Annotated in this window: 22 protein-coding genes, 1 tRNA gene and 5 pseudogenes; 19 read left to right on the forward strand and 9 right to left on the reverse strand. The window is 45.9% G+C overall.

Annotation, left to right across the window (positions count from 1 at the left end; translation table 11 throughout):
* Positions 1–92 precede the first annotated feature (92 nt).
* On the forward strand, positions 93–263 hold the full coding sequence (locus JCM16161_RS17630; RefSeq protein WP_243671187.1) for a hypothetical protein: 171 nt from the start codon (positions 93–95) through the stop codon (positions 261–263).
* Positions 236–520: a hypothetical protein gene (locus JCM16161_RS09350; protein ID WP_243671189.1), complete on the forward strand. Its 285-nt coding sequence runs from the start codon at positions 236–238 to the stop codon at positions 518–520. The genes JCM16161_RS17630 and JCM16161_RS09350 overlap by 28 nt, the downstream gene beginning before the upstream one ends.
* Before the next feature lie 23 nt (positions 521–543).
* Here JCM16161_RS09350 and JCM16161_RS09355 read toward each other — a convergent pair whose 3' ends face one another.
* Positions 544–2,058 (reverse strand): hypothetical protein, encoded by a 1,515-nt coding sequence (locus JCM16161_RS09355; protein WP_243671191.1) that lies wholly within the window; start codon positions 2,056–2,058, stop codon positions 544–546.
* A 188-nt stretch (positions 2,059–2,246) separates the two neighbouring features.
* On the opposite strand from JCM16161_RS09355, the gene JCM16161_RS09360 reads away from it, so the two are divergent.
* The 8 genes and pseudogenes from JCM16161_RS09360 (at position 2,247) to JCM16161_RS17645 (ending at position 7,849) form a co-directional block, all read left to right on the forward strand.
* Positions 2,247–2,396, forward strand: a complete 150-nt coding sequence (locus JCM16161_RS09360) for a hypothetical protein (protein WP_243671193.1) — start codon at positions 2,247–2,249, stop codon at positions 2,394–2,396.
* A gap of 93 nt (positions 2,397–2,489) precedes the next feature.
* Positions 2,490–3,095, forward strand: a complete 606-nt coding sequence (locus JCM16161_RS09365; RefSeq protein ID WP_243671195.1) for a hypothetical protein — start codon at positions 2,490–2,492, stop codon at positions 3,093–3,095.
* Positions 3,096–3,137: 42 nt separating this feature from the next.
* Positions 3,138–4,189, forward strand: a pseudogene (gene hemB, locus JCM16161_RS09370) (porphobilinogen synthase).
* A gap of 98 nt (positions 4,190–4,287) precedes the next feature.
* A pseudogene (locus JCM16161_RS09375) lies at positions 4,288–5,498 on the forward strand (PLP-dependent aminotransferase family protein).
* A gap of 107 nt (positions 5,499–5,605) precedes the next feature.
* Entirely contained in the window at positions 5,606–6,751 is a 1,146-nt protein-coding gene (locus JCM16161_RS09380) for an ATP-binding protein (RefSeq protein WP_243671197.1), read from the forward strand.
* Positions 6,752–6,807: 56 nt separating this feature from the next.
* On the forward strand, positions 6,808–7,161 hold the full coding sequence (locus JCM16161_RS17635) for a hypothetical protein (RefSeq protein WP_243671199.1): 354 nt from the start codon (positions 6,808–6,810) through the stop codon (positions 7,159–7,161).
* Positions 7,162–7,193: 32 nt separating this feature from the next.
* Entirely contained in the window at positions 7,194–7,493 is a 300-nt protein-coding gene (locus tag JCM16161_RS17640; RefSeq protein ID WP_243671201.1) for a hypothetical protein, read from the forward strand.
* Between the two features lie 134 nt (positions 7,494–7,627).
* On the forward strand, positions 7,628–7,849 hold the full coding sequence (locus tag JCM16161_RS17645; RefSeq protein ID WP_243671204.1) for a hypothetical protein: 222 nt from the start codon (positions 7,628–7,630) through the stop codon (positions 7,847–7,849).
* Between the two features lie 80 nt (positions 7,850–7,929).
* On the opposite strand, the gene JCM16161_RS17650 is transcribed toward JCM16161_RS17645, so the two are convergent.
* The 4 genes and pseudogenes from JCM16161_RS17650 to JCM16161_RS09400 all read right to left on the reverse strand — a co-directional run bounded on the left by JCM16161_RS17650 (position 7,930) and on the right by JCM16161_RS09400 (position 11,898).
* On the reverse strand, positions 7,930–8,103 hold the full coding sequence (locus JCM16161_RS17650) for a hypothetical protein (protein ID WP_243671206.1): 174 nt from the start codon (positions 8,101–8,103) through the stop codon (positions 7,930–7,932).
* Positions 8,103–8,782 (reverse strand): annotated as a pseudogene (locus JCM16161_RS09390) (Mrp/NBP35 family ATP-binding protein); the annotation flags it as partial. The pseudogene JCM16161_RS09390 and the gene JCM16161_RS17650, both read right to left, overlap by 1 nt.
* A 160-nt stretch (positions 8,783–8,942) precedes the next feature.
* A pseudogene (locus JCM16161_RS09395) lies at positions 8,943–11,160 on the reverse strand (elongation factor EF-2).
* Positions 11,161–11,325: 165 nt separating this feature from the next.
* Positions 11,326–11,898, reverse strand: coding sequence for a hypothetical protein (locus tag JCM16161_RS09400; RefSeq protein ID WP_243671208.1), 573 nt, complete (start codon positions 11,896–11,898; stop codon positions 11,326–11,328).
* Between the two features lie 127 nt (positions 11,899–12,025).
* Between JCM16161_RS09400 and JCM16161_RS09405 the strand changes: the two genes are divergently transcribed.
* The 9 genes from JCM16161_RS09405 to JCM16161_RS09440 all read left to right on the forward strand — a co-directional run bounded on the left by JCM16161_RS09405 (position 12,026) and on the right by JCM16161_RS09440 (position 15,846).
* Positions 12,026–12,715, forward strand: coding sequence for an MBL fold metallo-hydrolase (locus tag JCM16161_RS09405; RefSeq protein ID WP_054855674.1), 690 nt, complete (start codon positions 12,026–12,028; stop codon positions 12,713–12,715).
* A 48-nt stretch (positions 12,716–12,763) separates the two neighbouring features.
* Complete coding sequence (locus JCM16161_RS09410; protein WP_054855675.1) at positions 12,764–13,042, forward strand: hypothetical protein; 279 nt, start codon at positions 12,764–12,766, stop codon at positions 13,040–13,042.
* A 43-nt stretch (positions 13,043–13,085) separates the two neighbouring features.
* A complete protein-coding gene (locus JCM16161_RS09415; RefSeq protein WP_054855676.1) occupies positions 13,086–13,268 on the forward strand; it encodes a hypothetical protein in 183 nt (60 codons plus the stop codon).
* A 277-nt stretch (positions 13,269–13,545) separates the two neighbouring features.
* Positions 13,546–13,755: a hypothetical protein gene (locus JCM16161_RS09420; RefSeq protein WP_054855677.1), complete on the forward strand. Its 210-nt coding sequence runs from the start codon at positions 13,546–13,548 to the stop codon at positions 13,753–13,755.
* A gap of 130 nt (positions 13,756–13,885) precedes the next feature.
* A complete protein-coding gene (locus JCM16161_RS17655; RefSeq protein ID WP_243671209.1) occupies positions 13,886–14,062 on the forward strand; it encodes a hypothetical protein in 177 nt (58 codons plus the stop codon).
* 157 nt (positions 14,063–14,219) lie between these two features.
* On the forward strand, positions 14,220–14,750 hold the full coding sequence (locus JCM16161_RS09425; RefSeq protein ID WP_054855678.1) for a zinc ribbon domain-containing protein: 531 nt from the start codon (positions 14,220–14,222) through the stop codon (positions 14,748–14,750).
* A gap of 42 nt (positions 14,751–14,792) precedes the next feature.
* Positions 14,793–15,176, forward strand: coding sequence for a hypothetical protein (locus JCM16161_RS09430; RefSeq protein ID WP_243671211.1), 384 nt, complete (start codon positions 14,793–14,795; stop codon positions 15,174–15,176).
* A gap of 140 nt (positions 15,177–15,316) precedes the next feature.
* On the forward strand, positions 15,317–15,700 hold the full coding sequence (locus tag JCM16161_RS09435; protein ID WP_243671279.1) for a MaoC family dehydratase N-terminal domain-containing protein: 384 nt from the start codon (positions 15,317–15,319) through the stop codon (positions 15,698–15,700).
* A gap of 54 nt (positions 15,701–15,754) precedes the next feature.
* A tRNA-Gln gene (locus tag JCM16161_RS09440) sits at positions 15,755–15,846 on the forward strand.
* A gap of 273 nt (positions 15,847–16,119) precedes the next feature.
* On the opposite strand, the gene JCM16161_RS09445 is transcribed toward JCM16161_RS09440, so the two are convergent.
* The 4 genes and pseudogenes from JCM16161_RS09445 to JCM16161_RS17665 all read right to left on the reverse strand — a co-directional run bounded on the left by JCM16161_RS09445 (position 16,120) and on the right by JCM16161_RS17665 (position 19,046).
* The gene (locus JCM16161_RS09445; RefSeq protein ID WP_243671214.1) at positions 16,120–16,773 is read right to left on the reverse strand and encodes a radical SAM protein; all 654 of its coding nucleotides are present in this window, start codon (positions 16,771–16,773) and stop codon (positions 16,120–16,122) included.
* A gap of 230 nt (positions 16,774–17,003) precedes the next feature.
* Complete coding sequence (locus tag JCM16161_RS09450; protein WP_243671216.1) at positions 17,004–17,831, reverse strand: heme-binding protein; 828 nt, start codon at positions 17,829–17,831, stop codon at positions 17,004–17,006.
* Between the two features lie 2 nt (positions 17,832–17,833).
* Positions 17,834–18,472: pseudogene (locus tag JCM16161_RS17660) on the reverse strand (FAD-dependent oxidoreductase); the annotation flags it as partial.
* Positions 18,473–18,578: 106 nt separating this feature from the next.
* Positions 18,579–19,046: an FAD-dependent oxidoreductase gene (locus JCM16161_RS17665; RefSeq protein ID WP_243671218.1), complete on the reverse strand. Its 468-nt coding sequence runs from the start codon at positions 19,044–19,046 to the stop codon at positions 18,579–18,581.
* Between the last annotated feature and the right edge of the window lie 55 nt (positions 19,047–19,101).

Here is a 19,101-nt window from a genome sequence, read left to right on the forward strand (position 1 = left end):
ATAATAGGACTACTTTAAAACTGTTCCTTTTGTCTCATTAGGACTACCCTAACAGAAAGGTTTATAATTTCCATTAGGGTAGGCCTAACGATATGCAGAAAACCATTTTCCCAGGTAAGTCATCGAGGGTATGGCTTTTAGCGGGCATTATATCAGTGGCTATAATCATCGCCATAATGTCAATGCCTGAAGTGCTTGAACCCCTTGCTAAGTACATAGTTAAGTCCATGGGACGGTGGCTGTCATATTCAATTCCTCAATAATAATCATGGGTCTCCTATTAATAATTGCTGCAGTCCTCGTATGGGGACTTAGTAAGGTCTTTGGAGCAACGATAGCTCTAATAGGCATTGGCGCAATGGGCGTTGGCATATTCCCAGAGACCATACACCCATTCCACCTAATCTTCGCCCTAATAGCATTCCTATTCGCATCACTCTCATCATACCCAACAATAAGGATATCGAGAAGCCCAGGCAGGGTACTATGGCCAATACTAGGCACCATGCGGGGTTGTTGATGATCGTGTTTTGTTTGATTTTATTAGGTCCGTGGGCTTTGGGCGGGGCAGTTCAGCCTCACCATAGCTCTTGCTATTAACCAAGCCCTCTCGCCCTTGCCCTCATTCGCTGCCTCCTCGTGCATTCTCTTTAGGACTTCGCAGGCCTTAGCCACTAGTTCTGGGCGTTTCTTTACATCGCTATGGCATATGTAGACCTCGAAGTACCTGCTTAGGCTCCTCAACTCTGCGTTGTAGCCCGCGCCCTTAAGTCTCTCTTGAATCGATATGACATCCTCGTAATTCCAGCGTCTAGCCCTAAGCTCTACTGCGCCGCTGTTATACACGTGAATGCTCATCCTCATGCCGGCAACCTCGATTGATGACCTACCCTTTGGCTTGGGCACTATGCTTGCCAGCGTGATTAATCGCCTAGGCTTCTCCGCATCTGGCAATTGGCTTAGGTCCTCGATCAGAGCCTTGATTGAGGGTTCGCTAAGCATTTTCTTGGCTAGCTCAATGGCTTTGGAGTACCTGACCACGTACACCACCCTATACCCACCATCCTTCCTCCGGAACCCCAGTCCCTCCAGCCTATCGATTATGCCACCCCACAACTCTAGCTTTGAACGGCCCATGTAGAGCCTAACCGACTTCTCCTCAACATTTACATCGCCATCGCCGAGTATTACATACAGCAAAAACGGTGGAAACTCCTCATCACCGAGCTTGCTAGTCGCCTTAGCAACCTCGGGCTTATTCTCGAACACGCCCTTGTGGTCAACAGCCCTCAATTGCCACGTGACGCTTACATCGCCATCATTGAGGCTCAAGCCGTGTATGCGTATGCGGTTCTTCCCAGGCCAAGCAATTAACCAAGCGATGACCTGCCAAAGTTGTGCCGTGCTCATCGTTGGGTAGCCTTCCTTATCAATTGAACCATCTGTCAGTAAAAGCCCGCATTGCATCGCCCTTAACCTCCCATCGTCGAAAAGCCTTGGCGTAACCACATGAGTGCCCTTAAGGCCAGTAAGCGATATCTGTATTGTCACGTTCCTCGACTTAGCGACCCTATCTATCGTAATCGCTAGGTTCTCTGTGTACAAATGTGCTGTGAATGATTTATTACCATCGAATGGCTCCCCGTTCATGGTTACCTTAACATCGCCACTTCTCAATTTCTCAACTAACTCCTCTAGCTCTCTTCGGTACGTAGATAGCCATCTCTTCCTTGCTTCCTCGACTAACTCGAGCATTTTCCCGCCAACATTGAGCATTGCCCTCCTAAGGTTGGCGATGCCCTCGTCATTGTCCTCCTCGACTTTAGCCTCAATCCTCCGCAGCCAATTATTTAATGCGTTGATTGCGTTGTCGAATGGGGTGTTCGAATCACTGAGCAGTATGGCTCTGTGTTTCTCGACCCTGTTAATGAACTCATTGATTAGTTTCATGGTTTCCTCAATGATTCTTGGATCGTCAACAGGCTCACCGCATTTGAGCCTCCTCGAACCCCTGACCTTGACTCCCCAACAAATCCCTAGAGCCATGGAGACATCCATAAACTCACTCCCAACAGAACTAATAAACCACTACCGAGCCAATGCCGAATTGGCTTGGGCATGCGGTTAGGAGGTTGGGCGAGACCGTGAGGTTCATGGTTGGTTGTTAATGGTCTGCGGTTAGTGGGTTAGACCGCAATTAGGGAGTACGCAAAGTCATGGCAATGGATTCGCTGGCCACGTGCATATTGGACGGCGACAGGGCAACCGCTTATTCAATCGAGGAGGACAGCGATGAGGACGTAGCCAGGCTTTGGGTAAGCGCTAGGGAGGTACTGCCCGACATGTGCCCGCTCAATACCGCCAAAAACAACAGGTATTTAAAAATCAAAACATAAACAACCCCCTTAGGAATCCCTCACCTTCTCCATTCATAAAATTCCTTAGTCACTATCAGCTCACAATCAACGCAGTCATACTGGCTGCTTGCCGTGCTTATCGTTGGTGTAATACATGGTTTGAAGCCTGATGAGCATACCTGGCCAATAACTGTGTCCTACGGCCTGATGCAGAGGAGTGTGAGGGGTGTTATCGCCGCTGTTTCCGTATTTGCCGGCGCCCTAACCCTAGTGTGGACCTTAATGAGTGCCTTGGTTGGTGAGTTAATGGGTTTGCTTAACACCTCGGTTCTCGACCCGTATGTTGACATAATTGTTGGGTTAACCATGATTGGAGTCGCTACATACCTAGTGTTTGGAAAGCATGGGGATCACCATGACGTTAAGACCGCGGATTACAGGCTCATATGGATCCACGGATTGGCCGCGGCATTCGGCGGCGACTTCTTCATTGTCCTGATACTAACCATAGCCATTGCCCCCGTGATTACGACCGGGTTATCATTCCTCGTAGGCTTCATGTTCGGCTTTGGTTCCTGGCTTGCCCAGACCATCATAGTGCTGGCTATCTATAAAGGCATTGTTAAGAGCGTTGGTGATTGGGGCGTTGTGGCTGAGGCCGGTAGGATTGCCCTTGGCATACTGGGCTTGTTCATGATTGGGCTTGGCATTTATTCATTTTTCACTCCCAGCGGTTAGGGAAAGCACTATTTTTAAACTGGTACTTGGCACCTCAATGCTGTGGTCACTACTGAAAGTATTAGGTTGAGGAGTTACTTGTTTAATTACCCTGTTAATAGGCCCAGGAGGCTTAGGTCGAGTGTTCTCATTAGGAATATGGTCGCTGAGACAATGCTTAGGCCGATGACTTCGTGATGCCCATCTTCATCAGGGAGGGCATTAACGAGCCTGAGCCCATTAAGTCATTGCCTGGGCAGTATAGGTGGCCCCTCAATGATAAGTTGATAAACTTCGTTGATCAATTAGTTAGTTCCGGCATTAGGTCGGTTATTTTGTTCGGCATACCTGAGCATAAGGATGAGTGGGGTAGTTCGGCGTATGATGAGCACGGCATAATACAAAGGACAATTAAATTCCTAAAGGACTCCTTCGAGGATAAACTCGTCGTAATGGCCGACGTATGTCTCTGCGAGTACACGGACCATGGTCACTGCGGCATTGTTAAGAAATTACCAGATGGTAGGTATATAATTGATAATGACTCAACGATCGAGCTTTACGCGAAGACCGCGGTGACGTATGCCGAGTCCGGCGTTGACGTTGTCGCGCCGTCCGGCATGATGGATGGGCAGGTTAAGGCCATTAGGGAGGCCCTTGACAGGGCTGGCTTTAGTGACGTTGTCATAATGGCTTACAGCGCTAAGTATGCGAGCTCGTTCTACGGCCCATTCAGAGAGGCTGCAGCTAGTGCGCCTAAGTTTGGTGATAGGCGTAGTTACCAGATGGATCCGAGGAACGCGTATGAGGCCCTTAAGGAGGTTGCCATGGACATTAATGAGGGTGCTGATATAGTCATGGTTAAGCCAGCAATGCTCTACCTCGATGTCATCAGACTTGTGAAGCAGAACTTCCCCGAGGTTCCACTGGCTGCCTACCAGGTTAGTGGTGAGTATGCCATGCTTAAGGCAGCGATAATGAATGGTTGGCTTGATGAGAGGAAGGCTGTTCTCGAGTCATTAATCGCCATTAGGAGGGCTGGAGCAGATTTAATAATCACGTACTTTGCAAAGGATGTTGTTAATTATCTCGATGAAATTGAGCGACTCTTCTAATCAATGACTTGGTCTAAAAATAAGTATTTATTCAATATACTTATTTTTATTCTAGAGAAAGCAATATAAATCCCTTAAATCACATCATGGCGACCAGTATGAACATTAATCAATTTCTGGCAGATAGGTCAAGGCTAATGAGGCTTCTGAAATTAGGGAGTTGCTGAAGTGGGTCACCGAGAACGTGATTTCCTTTGGCGGTGGAATGCCCGACCCATCATCATTCCCAGTTAAGGAGATAATAGAAATAACAAGAGATGTACTATCGACAAAGGCCGAGAAGGCCCTACAGTATGGAACCACCGGCGGCGTTCTAGAGTTGAGGGAGGAATTGGTCAGGTTCATGGGTAAGGAGGGTATCAAGGTTAACGGCCCAGAGAACGTGATAATCACCGTTGGTAGTCAGGAGGCCCTTGACATAATCGGTAGGCTATTCATTAACCCGGGGGACTACGTAATAACTGAAAGCCCAACGTACCTAGCCGCATTACAGGCCTTTAGGATTTATGGACCTAAGATAATTGGTATACCCATGGATAATTACGGGATTAGGGTTGACATTCTTGAGGACACCATTAAGAAAATAACGGGGGATGGCGGTAAGATCAAATTCATATATGTGGTGCCCACGGGGCAGAACCCAACGGGTATTACAATGAGTATGGAAAGGAGGAAGGCATTGCTTGACATAGCCAGTAGGTATGATTTATTAATTATTGAAGATGACCCATACGGCTATATTTACTTTGGAGATGGGGAACCGCCAATGAGACTTAAGGCAATGGATAATGAGGGTAGAGTTATTTATCTATCCACGTTCAGTAAGATCGCAGCGCCGGGACTTAGGCTTGGTTGGGTTGCTGCGAGCAGTGAGGTGATTAGGTGGTTCGAACTTGCTAAGCAGTCCATTGACCTGCACACATCAACTCTTAACCAGTACATAGCTGCTGAGTTATTGAGGAGGGGCGTTATTGAGAGGAATATACCGAGGATTAAGGAGATCTATAGGACTAAGAGGGACCTAATGCTTCAGGCATTGAGTGAGTACATGCCGGAGGGCGTTACCTGGACCAAGCCATCCGCTGGTATGTTTATTTGGTTAACAACGCCTGAGAAGATAGATACAGGAGAGATGCTCAGCGTGGCTATTAAGAAGTACGGTGTCGCCTACGTACCAGGTAAGTCCTTCTATCCAAATGAGGATAGGCATAATGACATGAGACTTAACTTCACATACCCAACGCCACAGCAGATCTTCGAGGGCATTAAGAGGCTGGCGCTGGCAATTAAGGAGTACCTCTCTCAATAGTTTCAGGTTTCTCGGAAATTTCATGGAGTTTCACGTTGAGTTTATCGTAAGTACCGTGAGTCTATACTTCACGAATCCTTATAAGCTACTAAGTGGCCCTTAACACAATGCAGAGAGGTAATGTCAATGATAATGCCATTAGTGAGCTTGGCATTAATAAATTAGGTGATATATTAGGGATTGTTGAAAAGAGCATTAATGAGAATAGTAAATTAATACTAACTGTAAGCTCAGGACTTAGCTATAACGACCTAATTAGTAAGCTATTTATTGGCTCGTACATAGTGGTTATTGACTCATCAACAGGTAATGAAGTGCTTCTCAGGGTTAATAAGGTTGAGAGCACGATAAACCCACCTCTCTCGGTAAGGGGCACAAACTCAACGTATGTTAGGATAGTTGGTGACTTCGTTATTTCACGAATAAAGGAGAACGGTTCGTTTCGTTACACATCATTAATAGTCATACCCATTAACGGTAGCTTGGTTATTTACCCAAGTGGTGAGGTTATTAAGGAGTTCCTTGGATTAACTGGTAATATATCATTTGGTAAGGCGTTAATTAATAGGTATGACATACCAATAACGCTTAATGAGGACGTGCTTAGTAGGGGATTATTAATAATGGGCCAGCCAGGTTGTGGTAAGTCATTCTTCATAAAGAGGTTGGTTAAGGAACTATACTCAATGAGTGGTTATGAAAACATAGTAATACTTGATAGAACGGGTGAGTATACGAGGGATCTTGTCGAGAATGGTATTGATACATCAGTGCTAATACCAGTGGATCTTATGAAGCTGGGCCGACCAGTAGATATTGATGAGTTGAAGAAGTATATTGCCGATAAATTGCGTATCCTTGGCTTTCAGAGGAAGAGGGTTAGGATTTCAATGAGTATGTCGAAGGGTGATGGTATTGAATTCAACGTTGAATTCCAAAGGAAGGGATTTGGTAGGTTGAGTATTATGCCGTTATCGATTAGATTTAGGTGGTTTATTGAGAGGACAGTTAATTACCTGGACCCAGAGATTAAGTATGTTGTCACTACGTTAATGATGGAGAATGAGAAGGCACTCGACACCGTGCAGGGCTTCATCAGCGCGGTTAAGGATCCAGAACTACTTAACATGATTGGTAGGGGACCAATAAATAAAGCCATTGATTTGGCGTATTCGTTGAAGGGTACGGGCCTCTTTGATGCTATGGTTAACATTGGTGGTGAGAACATAGACATCTCAGTGTTCAGCCTATAAGGGTTTTAAGGAGTAGGGTTGCAATTATCGATCTTCACGAATTACCTGACCCATTAATGAATATCTACGAGACCATACTCATAGAGGACATTATTAGGTGGTTTATAGGTTCCAGGGATAATAAGGTGATCATGGTCGTGGATAATGCTGAGGGGCTCATGGGCAATAAGGATTTATTGAATTCATTAATTAATAATGTAAGGATTGGTAGGTCTCACGGTATATTCTTCATAGTGGCCACCAGGCTATTCTCGAAAAAACTCTACAGGGAGTTTGGGAACCTCATGATAATGAGGATGAATGGCTCAATGAAATTTGGTTGTCAGGAGAATACGAACCTTCTCAATAATGAGTTTATCCTAATCTCCCCATGGCTAAACATTAGCTGTATAAAGGGTTCAATAGCGTAATTCTTAATTAGTGGTTACGACCATTATTCGTAATGGTAGTTATAATAGCCGAATTACCACCGTTGAGGAGGATCGATAACGTAAGTAATTATTTGAATATGGTCGGTGGTGTTATCGACTATGTAACTCATGTAGACATCCCTGACTCCACATTCGCAAATCCATCGGCTAATGCCATACTCATAGGCGCATTGATTAGGCGTAATTTTAGTAATGTCGAGGTTATTGCTAATGTTAGGGTGGCTGACCATAATAAGGTTGGGCTCACGTCATTAATAATGGGCGGCTTAGCAAATGGTGTTAGGAATTACCTATTAATGAGGGCGACCTAGGACCTGGCGTTACTGCAGTCCCTGACCTAACACCAATAAGCGCGATTAATTACTTAAGAGGTGTTGAGCAGGTCAGTGGTGCTAGGTTTGGTATTTCTATATCAAGCTTCGAGGAAGCCTACATAAGGGATAGGTTGAGCGTTAGGCCTGACTTTGCAATGCTTCAATACACATTATCAATGGATGACCTGATTAAGGTACTCAATGTGAATAAGGAGTTCAATGTTGATGTCTACCCAGCACTACTAATAATTACTAATAGGTCAGCGAGGGTAATAAGCAGGATACTCAACACCGAGGTTCAGGTAAGGCCTGACCCGATAGGCGATGCCGTTAATAGGCTCGTGAATTACTGAGGTACTTCCCCGGTGTTTACCTATCGGCCCCTGGGGACTTTGAGGCAATAATAGAGACGGCCAAGGCTTTAAGAAAATACCTATGACTCATCCTGGTTCTCCTCCTCTTCCTCACCAGGTAACCTAAGCAATGACCTTATCTGCTTCTTGGCGGGAGCCTCAACCTTAGCCTCAAGCTTATCCTTATACATGGCTATTATTGTATCGACAATGCTCAATATTGCCCTCGCAGTATCTGACGTGGAGTACTTCATTAGGAATGGTTCGCCAAGGTCGTTGGACTCGCAATCCTTGGATCGAGCGGTATCATTCCTAGGTATGGTATTCCGTACTTATCCGCCATCTCTTTACCAATCAACTTCCCAAATATGTAATACGTCTTACCAGTCTCAGGGCAGTAGAAGCAGCACATGTTCTCGATTACACCCGTAATCGGTATCTTAACCTTCCTTGAGAAGTCAATGGCCTTCTGCACGATCCTCTTCGAAACATCGCTTGGCGCCGTCACTATTATGCTGCCGGTCATTTCATTGGCAAGGGCCTGGGCTATTGTTAACGGCGCATCACCAGTGCCTGGTGGTAAATCAATAAACAAGGCATCCAATTCACCCCAACGCACATTTCCAAGGAAGTCCTTAATTGCCCTATCAACTAGCGGACCCCTCCAAATGACGGCCGTATCATCAGTGGGTAGTAGGAAGTCCATGGAAACGACCTTTATGCCGAATGGGCCCTCCGCAGGTATTATCTTCTCATCCTCACTAAGATAAAGATTGGCGCCAACCAATCCGAGTAGTTTTGGTATTGTTGGGCATAAACATCAGCATCAAGTACACCAACCCTATAGCCCCTCATTGCAAAGCCCAGCGCTAGGCTTGCCGTGACGAAGCTCTTACCAACACCGCCCTTACCACTCATTATCGCGAACTTCGTTTTAATGGTCTTCATTGCATGTGCTATCTCGCCAGTATCCAATGGACCGGCCTTCTGCACTGAAACCCTAATCTTACCTCCACCCTGACTACTCTGCGATGACATGCGTATTACAACTACACTTGATGTATTTAAAAATCAAACTCCTTAAGTTATTATTTTAGTATTGTGATACGAAATCCTCAATCTTCGGAATCTCCTTAGGCAATCCCTTCCTCTCCCTAATCTTCATTATCATATCCATTAACATGTTCTCAGGGACCGGCGACCACCTCGAGAACTGGAGACTCCAGAACACCCTACCAGCAGTTGCGCTTCTAAGCTCATCACTTAGGGTGAATGATTCAATGACGGGTATCTCGCCCTTAATAGTTACCATGTACTCAGACTGTATCATATCAAGTACCTTGCCCCTATGCCTATTCAGCACGCCAATCACGGAACCAATATTCTCCTGAGTTGTCTTAGCCTCTATTGACAGCATTGGTTCAAGTAATGTTGGCTTGGCCGCCAGTATTCCAGCCATTATTGCATTCTTCGTCGCAGGCATTATCTGGCTGGGCCCCTATGCGCTGGATCCTCGTGAACCACCGCATCATGTAATATCACCTTTATGCCTCTAACGGGCTCCTGGGCCAGCGGGCCTGCCTGTACTGACCACCTAAAGCCCTGCACTATGTAGTCCCTAATCTCCCTGAGGTACTGAATACCCGTTGTCTTATCAACAAAGACATTGATGTACTGCTCATCAACCGCCCAAATGCCCCTAGCTTCGTCAGTATCCCAACCAGCCTTCTCCCTGAGTATCTTAGCCCTCTCCCTCGGGTCCTGGTCATCGGTCACCTCACCAAGTTGTATTAGCTTTATGGTCTCCTCATCAAGCGGCTCAACGCTTATGTAGAGCTTATTGTGCTTATTTGGTGACTTACCCTCAAAGGTTGGTGATGCGGTCCTAACAGTCTCCCTAAACCTAACCAGTGGCTGTGACACTGTGAAGTCGAGCTTAGTCCTCTCCTTGAGTAGCCATGTGGCAATTTCAAGGTGTAATGTACCAACGCCACTTAGTAATACCTGGCCCGTCTCCTCATCAATCTTTAGGCTTAGTGTTGGGTCCTCAATTGTTAACTCCTTAAGTCCCTCAACTAGTTTGGCCAGGTCATTTGGATTCTTGGGCTCTATCGCTACCGTAACCACAGGCTCGCTTATATACTTCATTCTCTCGAATGGTGCCGCCACATCCTTAATTGAGGCAGCCACTATGGTCTCGCCAGCCCTCGCATCATCAACACCGAGTAGTGCAACTATATTACCGGCCGGTACCTCAGGTATTACGATCCTGTTTGGACCCATGTATAGGTACGTCTGTAGAACCCTCTTTGTTGTCTTGGCGTTTATTAGGTAGACCTCGTCACCCTCCCTAATCGTGCCGCTGAATACCCTGCCAGTGGCTATTAATCCCGCATGTGGATCCTTATTCATCTTACTGACTGCTATTACTGTTGGACCATCAGGGTCAGCCTCAAGTAGCGCCTTACCAAGTGGTGAGTTTATGTCTCCCCTCCATATCTTTGGTATCCTATATTTCTGGGCAACGTTTGGTGGTGGTACGTGCTCAACAATCATATTCAATATAGCCTTATAGAGCGGGAACTCCTGCGCCAGTTCATCAACGTAGTTCTTCTCGTAGGCATCGACAATGTTGCTGAACTTGAGACCTGCCTTTGCGGCCTGCGGTATTGTCACACCCCACTTATGAAGTGCTGAGCCAAGGGCTACCTGTCCCTTAGCTGGGTCGACCTTCCACTTATCCTTGAAGGCTGGGTCCGCGTACATGTCAATCAGGTTATTGAAGTCCTTAACAATCTCAACTATCCTCTGCTGAATCTCGTTAGGACTCAGCCTAAGCTCCTTGATTAACCTATCAATCTTATTAATGAATAGTACGGGCCTAACCATCTCCTCCATTGCCTGCCTAACCACGGTCTCCGTCTGTGTCATAACGCCCTCAACAGCATCAACAACGACCAATGCGCCATCCATGACCCTGAGAGACCTCGTCACATGGCCCGTGAAGTCAACATGGCCTGGCGTATCAACGAAGTTGATTATGTAGGGCTTGCCCTCATACTCGAAGTATAGGCTTATGTTAGCAGCCTTAACAGTCATCTGCCTCAACTGCTCTATCTCAACGTAATCCATCGCTAAGCCTTACCGGCGACCTTGGGGCTTAATAGACCAGCACCCATTAGCAGTGAGTCTGTGGTTGTCGTCTTACCGTGGTCAACATGAGCTAGAGTACCTGCATTCCTCACCTGAGCAGGGTTTCTCATTATTGAGAGTATATCCTCAATCTTCTTCTCGATAATCCTAACAGCCATCGATAATCAGAACCCAGCGTTAAGTAGCCCTAATAAACCTTTCTAATAACGACATGATCAAACAGTATTCATAGAAGGATTAAATATGGTTCACTAGGTCATGCCTGCACGTCCTGATTAATGAACGTAATACCCTAGAACAATTAATATAGTGCTTAGCATCAATTAAGTAATTAACAGTGAGTTACTGAGCTCATTAATTATTTGACCACTTAAACTCGCGGGATAGCCCCTTTTACATTCTATCCCTAAGGAATAATCAACCAATAAATAACAAACGGCTGATATCGCAACCTCCATGGGTAAGGACCCAAGGAGTAACTCCTTAGTTACACTGAGGTGGATACCACCATGCCTAAGATAATGACCACCACCAACCCCCACTAGATGAGCAATTTCATGGGCGAGGACCTGCCAGCCCCAGTAGGCGGCGCAGTTTCCAAAGTCGCGTCTAATGCGTCTGGCTCCAACATGAATACTTGCTGACCTATACCTACTGATATACATTACATAACCATAGACGCGCCTGAAACTCACATTGCCATGAACATAAATACTGCGTAGGTTCTCGGGAACGCCAAAGAGATATGCGTTATTAAACATGGCAATTATGAAATCAATAATACTACGCGTATCGAATTTACCCACATTGAGCAAATTAATGACCGAGCTATCAATATTGTACTGGGTTCCATTACCTCGTACTCTAATCCACAGACCAGTAATAGTGATGATCAATTTATAAATAAAATCCTCAGCTCCAGGCTAATCTCCTCATTAATCGGCGGAGGTGCATGTCATCACCTGCTAAGTTGTGTTATACACATATATATGCTTATTAAGGAATTAGCGCTGAGGCAAAATAATGGTCAGGTGGATTAAACTCACAGTAATTAATGACAATAGGCCAAATCCACCATTATTAAATGACTGGGGTTGGAGCGTGCTTATTGAGACGGATAAATGGGTATTGCTTTATGATGCTGATACGGAGCCCAGGGTTATGGAGAATAACATCAAGGCCTTAGGCATAGACCTCAATAGTATTGATGCGGCTTTCCTCAGTCATTATCATGCTGATCATTATGGCGGGTTTAAATACGTTGGTGAGGTTAGGAGGGGATTGACTGTTTATGTCCCAGAGGTTGATAACGTACTACGTAGGTGGGGTCTTAACCCAGTTACGGTTAGGGATTCCCGAGAGGTACTTGAGGACGCCATGACCACGGGAGTCATGAGTAGTATGGGCATTCATGAACACTCATTAATTGTTAGGTTAGATGGTTATGGCTCAGTCGTAGTTGTTGGTTGTTCCCACCCCGGCATTGATAATATTGTGAGGAGGAGCCATGAATTGCTCGGTGATGTTTACCTAGTAATTGGTGGTTTCCATGGCCCATCCACGCAACAGCTTGATATTGTTGCTGGATATTCAAGGTATGTATGCCCGGCACATTGCTCTGGTGATGTGGCTAGGCACTACGTGAGTATGAATTATGGAGATAAGTACTGTGATGTTAAGACGGGGACGGTAATTAACCTGCCAATGAGGTGATTCAACCAGAATGGTTCTTAAATTAGTGGGTAATATCGTTGATTAATAATGGTTAGTAAGGACGTTATCTTTGACGAGGTTAGGAGGGTTGGTAGAGAGTGGGTGATTAGGGGTAGGGTTAGGAGTAGGTCTAGGCCAAGTACCTGGCATGGTGTTGAGGTTAGGATTAGGAGGTTGAGGAATGGTGAGGTTGCCATAGTCGGTAGGTGTGATTGCGAGGCGTTTACTAAGGGCCACATGGTTTGCTGGCACATGCTTCACCTGACCAACGTCTTCATTAGGAATAGGCGTAGGTTGGTTAGGGGCCTTGGGGTTTCCGTTAATTAGTGATTGAAAGAAAGATTTTTAACACAGCACTAGGTCAATAGTTGTGCTTAATCTACTATCAATCATAGTGTTCATATACCTAGCGGGAAATAATTCATTGGTCACCATAAATGCAACGTTATATACACCAACACTACTAATGAATATAACACTTCCTGTGCAGCCCCTGGGCCCCGTAACTGTGGTGAATAGTACGGGGCAATCAATACCCTATTACAATAACTGAAAGTCTCGCCCTTTAGGGCGGGGATGTGAAGGTTTTTAAGTTTGGTTGACTTGGTTGTTTTCGGTGCCCCAGTGGGTGGACTTAGCCTTGAAATGTCCCTGGTTGGGGGAATCCCAACCACGATACCCACTGGGGCACCCGCACGGTTAGGGTTAGGCTCCTACCCAATGGCAGTCAAGAGAGGAAACTAAGGAGGCTGGCTAAACTATTTGCCAAATGCTGGAATGAGGTTACTTATGAGAGGAGGAGGCAATTCTATAGTGGGCAAGGTGTTGACTTGAGGGGTACTTATCATAAGTACTATGATGAGTATAAGGATGTGTTGGGTTCCGCTAATGTTCAGCAGTTGCTCAACATGAATAATGAGGCTTGGGCCTCATTTTTCGAGCTACTCAAGGCTAGGAGGCAGGGTAGGTCATCACCATTCATTAGGCGTGTCTCACCGCCAGGTTATTGGAAGGATAAGGCGCTTGGGAGAGGCGGTTAATCATTGTCGTTAGGAGTGACCGCTACCACATTGAGCCTATCAATGGTGGTGAGGGGTACATAGTGCTGAAGGACTTTAGGATGCGCATTAAGTTGCTGGGCGGATAAAGTGGGAGGGCAAGCAGGGTAGGTTGGTCATCAAGTACGAGTCCGGTAGGTGGTTCGCGTACATACCGATTGAGGTTGGGAAGCCGACGCCTAAAAGTAACCCAAGGGGTTACGTTAGGCCTAACTACAGGGATAGGAGGATTACTAACCCGAGGAGTATTCAGCAGAGGCAACCAATTGGGCGTGAGAAGCATTCATAGACATTGGCCTAAACAACCTGTTTGCAGTAACGACGACCAACGGCTACGCCATCCTGATCAAGGGCGGCTTAATAAAGAGTGAGTATTACTGGTGGAAGAGGGAGGTCGCCACTTGGCAGTCGGTTAGGGACAGGCTTAGGGATTGGGGACTACCCAATTGGCGTTACTACCATGGGCTGTACCTGAGGCTCGGTTCAAGATGCGTGAGAGGCTTAGGCACTTGTACAGGACTGCCATTAGGTTCCTCGCTGATGAGTTATGGAGGTTGGGGGTTGATGAGGTATTCATTGGGTACCCATACATGGTTAGCAAGGACAATGGTAATGAGTATAACACCAACATTTGGTGGTTTAGGAAAGTGACCCAATGGGTAATCAATGCCCTTGAGGAGTATGGGATTAAGGCCGGCTTGGTTAATGAGGCGTACACTAGCAAGGTTTGTAGCATATGTGGTGAGGTTCACGAGAATGGCAGGAGGTTTAGAGGCCTCTATGTGTGCCCGAGGACTGGCAAGGCCATAAACGCCGACATCAACGCATCAATAAACATAGCGAGGAAGGCGGGCTATGAGGTGAAGGCTAGGCAGAAGATAATGAGCTTTCAAGCGACCACAAACGGCGTGAAACCATTAACCCCTCACCAGGGGGCTAACGCACGAGACCCCCAGCGTAGAAACCCCGCCCTTTAGGCAGGAGGGGGTCATATATCGAATAATGAGGTTTACCTATCAATGGTTAATCCAGGGAACATAACAATAACATACACGCCATACATAAACGTCCTAGATAATGGAACACTACAAATCAGGATAAGCACGGATTACGAAGCCCAGGTCTACATGGCAAGTAATGTACTACCAACGACAATACCAAGTAATATACAGGGCTTTCAAGAAGCAAGCAATGGCATTATACTGACCCTCGCGCCAGGTAATTACGTAATAAACTTCATAACAACAGGCCCTATAACAACCACGAAGGCGATAACCACGCAACGTGCAGCAAAGACGAATGCTGTGCAGCCCATTTTCTACTCATCACCGGGCTACATCATAGTGATAATTGCAGTTATAATAATACTATTAGTACTACTCATCATAAGACGCAGGAGATAGTTAATGGGCCCGGGTAAATGTTAATAATTTATTATTAATTAGGGACATGTGAGCCTAAAATTACCACCATACACATTTGATGACTTCCAGGTGGGCATGAAAATGAAGTCACAGGCTTAACAGTCACTGAGACACACATTATTCAATTCGCCGGGTTAACGGGGGATTATAACCCATTACACGTTGATGATGTATTTGCAAAAGAGACCATATTTGAGGGCAGGGTTGCCCATGGATTATTGGTCCAAGCTCTTGCTGTTGGCTTATTCGCGCCATTGGTCGCTGGGACAACAATAGCGCTTCTTGAGGTTAATTCGAGATTCTTAAGGCCCGTTAAGATTGGAGACACGATTTACGTGGAGTCCGAGGTCGTTGATAAGAAACCAAGTGAGAAGTATAACGGTGGTATAATAACCTTCAGACATGAGGTGAAGAACCAGAGGGGTGAGACTGTGGCTACGATAGAGACAAAGCTCTTGATAGCGAGGGGATTAGCGACAAAGAGGAATGCATTAAGGATGTAATGCCGTAAGACACGACGAGTAGCGCTTTTAAACTGGTTCCTTCTCATTGTTATTAGCCGGGTCGTCTAGCGGCCAAGGATGGCGGGCTTTGGACCAACAGGGGTAGAAACCCGTTGACCCCGGTTCGAATCCGGGCCCGGCTACCAGCGGAGTATTCGTTCCGAGTCTTTATTTGGAGTATGGGGCTTTGATATTGGGATGATCAATTAGTTGTTTAATTCACATTCATCGTCCGGTTTTCCTATGCCTTTATCCCTCTTATTCCGCATTCGCTCGTCATCCCTTCACGCACTTATTTTTCAACACCTCGCAGAGCTTAGAGCGGCCTTTAGGCATCGATCTTACCAATAAATAATGTGTATGTTGAAACCGTAGTCATGAATTTACCTGCATACGTGTTGCTATGGGATGCCCTATGATCAAGGCCTCGGATATAGCACAACTACCCTACTGGGTTTTCCAATTCTTTCATGGGTCATTACCCTGACATAATTACCTGCCCTACTTATCGCCTCGCTTAATTCCTCCTGCGTTGGTCTTCTCCAGGGCGTGCCCGGTATTGGTATTAATGGATCAATTATTAAAGTTGGGCCCTTTACAGTACCTGCTAGGTATTTCGCTATTTCCTCAATATCATTAATATCGTTTAGGCCAGGTATTAACACGGTCTCAAAGATAACCCTGACCCCACTCTCCAGTAATCGCCCTATATTTCTTAGGACTGGTTCGAGGGGCTTACCCGTGTATTTAATGTGCTTGTTTGGGTTGAGAGTCTTAATTCCGATGACAACCTCGCAATCCCTGCATAGCCTTAATTCATTGAGTAATTCGTTGCTTATTTCATATGCATTTGTTAATAGCCTTATCCTCAACTTTCTATTACTCAACTCCCTAATTATCATGGGTAGGGATGGGTCGATCGTCGGCTCCTCACCTCCGAGAACGACCTCCTCCATGCCATATTGAGCAATAGCGTCGTCTATTATCTCCAGGAAATCGTTAAGGCTTAACAACCCCTTAAACCTCAATCTAACCAGTTCACCACTGCTTAGATGATGGTCCCATGGGGTCAATTTCCTTATGCACCATGGCAGGTGAAGTTGCATCCTACGAATTGCACATAGGCTGAGCGCAGGTCTATGTAGTACGTTATGTGGCCAATTCTTGTGCTCACATGATTGATTGGGAACCCTATTTTTAAGTTATGGTAGTTATCAAGTAAAGTTAATAATTCATTGCACAGGCCTTACTTTGATGCTGATGACTTGCCCAACTGATGAGTGATGTGGATTAGGGGCTGGGCTTAGACAATTGGTTCTACGCCAACGTTCTTCAGCGCTGAAATGGCTATCTCCTTATCATCCTGAGGCCTATTACCGGCAATACCTATTGCGAACATTAAGTCCTGAAGCCTAAATGGTACTCCACCGGCTGTTACCGTAAGCCTCTCATTCCAGCCAACGCCGTAATTAATGCCGGCTTCATTAACCACAGCATCTGATGGAACCCTAAAGGCTGCCGCTGTCCAAGCCCTATCACGTGAAACCTCAATATAGCCGTAGGGGACCCCATCCATCCTATAAATCAGCACTGGCCATCCCCACTCATCAACTATCGTTATGGCTACCGGGCGTAACTTCTTCTCCATGACGTAGTTAATCACGGTATCCGCAATCCTCCTTAATGACCTAAGCATATCCTCACCAGTAAAGTCAATATGATCCTCCCTATAAAATGCACTCAACCCGGCCTGTGCTATTGCCTCATCTTCCTCAGCAGAACCACCGCTATGCCCTATACCACCAATGACCTTATTACCCGATACCACGGGTACCGAGCCAGGAATTATTGTGAGCCTACCACCATACTTAACATTAAGTCTCCAACCCTGACCTCTTGTAACAACCTCGAGAACCCTGGCTGAGGTCTTCATTGTTGCCGCAGTCCAGGCTTTGTCAATCGCGATGTCAAACGTTGCGGGTAAACCATTATCCCTACGTTCAGCCGCAATTACATGACCACCCTCATCAACCACGGCAAAACTACCTGGCAAAACCCTATTGTCCTGGGCATACCTAATCATTGCGTCGATCATCTTTCTAGCAATATCGAGAGTTATAGTCCTTAGCATGTTCATGACTGCACACCCCTCCTGGCCCTTGAGTCAAAACCCTTCTTAGGTTCAAGCTTAAGTCCCGATTGCATCAATAGTTCAACAACCTTTTTACCAAGCATCGGTGAGGCAGATACACCCGCAGGTCCAAGTACTATGTTGACCCAATTTGGTACGTAATCCGGTATGTCTACCACGAAGTCATGCCAGCCGGTGTCCGCGTTTGTGTACGCCATGAAGCCTATGAACGACCTGACAACATGCCTCTCAAAGGGTATTTCAGGGAATAACTCCTTAGCAACCCTGATGTTATGGTTAACGGCCTCCTCACGAATAACCCTATCACTCCTATACGTGAGTTCTAAGTAAATACCTGACCTGGCAAAACCATAAATATTAGGCAATACAGCCTTTACATGAGGCATGTCCTCCATCCTAGGCAATACGTGAACCTCATGGCTTATTAACCTGCCAACCTCCTCATCGAAGTCAGTCAACGTACCCTTTAATGGCACAATGGAGAAATTCCTCGCACCAACCATCTCAGCAATCCTATCAACCTCAATACCCGCTGCATTAACCACAAAGGTCGACCTAATGGCCAAGCCCTGCCTAGTATAGATACTATATGTTATTCCCTGCCTCTCAATCCTAGTGACCTCCTGGTTAAGTAGGAACTCAACACCATTGGCCCTGGCATTCTCCGCAAGGGCTTGGCAACCTTAACGGGATCAGTTATACACAGGTTTGGGTCGTGTAAGGCTCCTAGAGCGTTTGGTGTAATGTATGGCTCCATATCCAATAATCGCTTCCTATCCACAAACTCAAGGGGTTGAAAACTACCCTCAGGTATGTAGTAAGGCGCGTTGGGCTCAAGTGATGATTTAAAGGCCTTGAGTAAAGCCTTAGGTACCTCCTAAAGTCAGCCTTATCTCTAATTAACCAAAGACCGCCAATTCTCTTCAATGGGAAACCAAGCTCATCAGCGAGCTTTGGCCAAAGTGGTATGCTCTTAACATTCAACTCAGCATGGAGTGTACCCGGCCTAAATGATAATGCGTCACCACCTTGACAGACCAGGTTGTGATTCGTTGATGTACTTTCCAACCCAACGTCACTGTGCCTCTCAATAACCACAACGCTAACATTATACTGCGATAACTCGCGAGCTACCGATACACCGGCAATTCCACCGCCGATAATTGCAACGTCAAAATTAAGGAATTCCGGCATCAATTACCTATTTTCTTAAATTAATTAAGTAATGCCCATAAAATAACTATATATT

Source organism: Vulcanisaeta sp. JCM 16161 (assembly GCF_001316285.1).

Excerpts from the sequence above, each read along its gene's own strand:
- JCM16161_RS09380 (WP_243671197.1), top strand. The coding sequence starts at position 5,606 with ATGCAGAGAGGTAATGTCAATGATAATGCCATTAGTGAGCTTGGCATT.
- JCM16161_RS17635 (WP_243671199.1), top strand. The coding sequence starts at position 6,808 with ATGAATATCTACGAGACCATACTCATAGAGGACATTATTAGGTGGTTT.
- JCM16161_RS17640 (WP_243671201.1), top strand. The coding sequence starts at position 7,194 with ATGGTAGTTATAATAGCCGAATTACCACCGTTGAGGAGGATCGATAAC.
- JCM16161_RS09430 (WP_243671211.1), top strand. The coding sequence starts at position 14,793 with ATGGTTAATCCAGGGAACATAACAATAACATACACGCCATACATAAAC.
- JCM16161_RS17665 (WP_243671218.1), bottom strand. The coding sequence starts at position 19,046 with ATGCCGGAATTCCTTAATTTTGACGTTGCAATTATCGGCGGTGGAATT.
- JCM16161_RS17650 (WP_243671206.1), bottom strand. The coding sequence starts at position 8,103 with ATGAAGTACTCCACGTCAGATACTGCGAGGGCAATATTGAGCATTGTC.
- JCM16161_RS09410 (WP_054855675.1), top strand. The coding sequence starts at position 12,764 with ATGGTTAGTAAGGACGTTATCTTTGACGAGGTTAGGAGGGTTGGTAGA.
- JCM16161_RS09355 (WP_243671191.1), bottom strand. The coding sequence starts at position 2,058 with ATGGATGTCTCCATGGCTCTAGGGATTTGTTGGGGAGTCAAGGTCAGG.
- JCM16161_RS09405 (WP_054855674.1), top strand. The coding sequence starts at position 12,026 with ATGGTCAGGTGGATTAAACTCACAGTAATTAATGACAATAGGCCAAAT.
- JCM16161_RS09450 (WP_243671216.1), bottom strand. The coding sequence starts at position 17,831 with ATGCTAAGGACTATAACTCTCGATATTGCTAGAAAGATGATCGACGCA.
- JCM16161_RS17630 (WP_243671187.1), top strand. The coding sequence starts at position 93 with ATGCAGAAAACCATTTTCCCAGGTAAGTCATCGAGGGTATGGCTTTTA.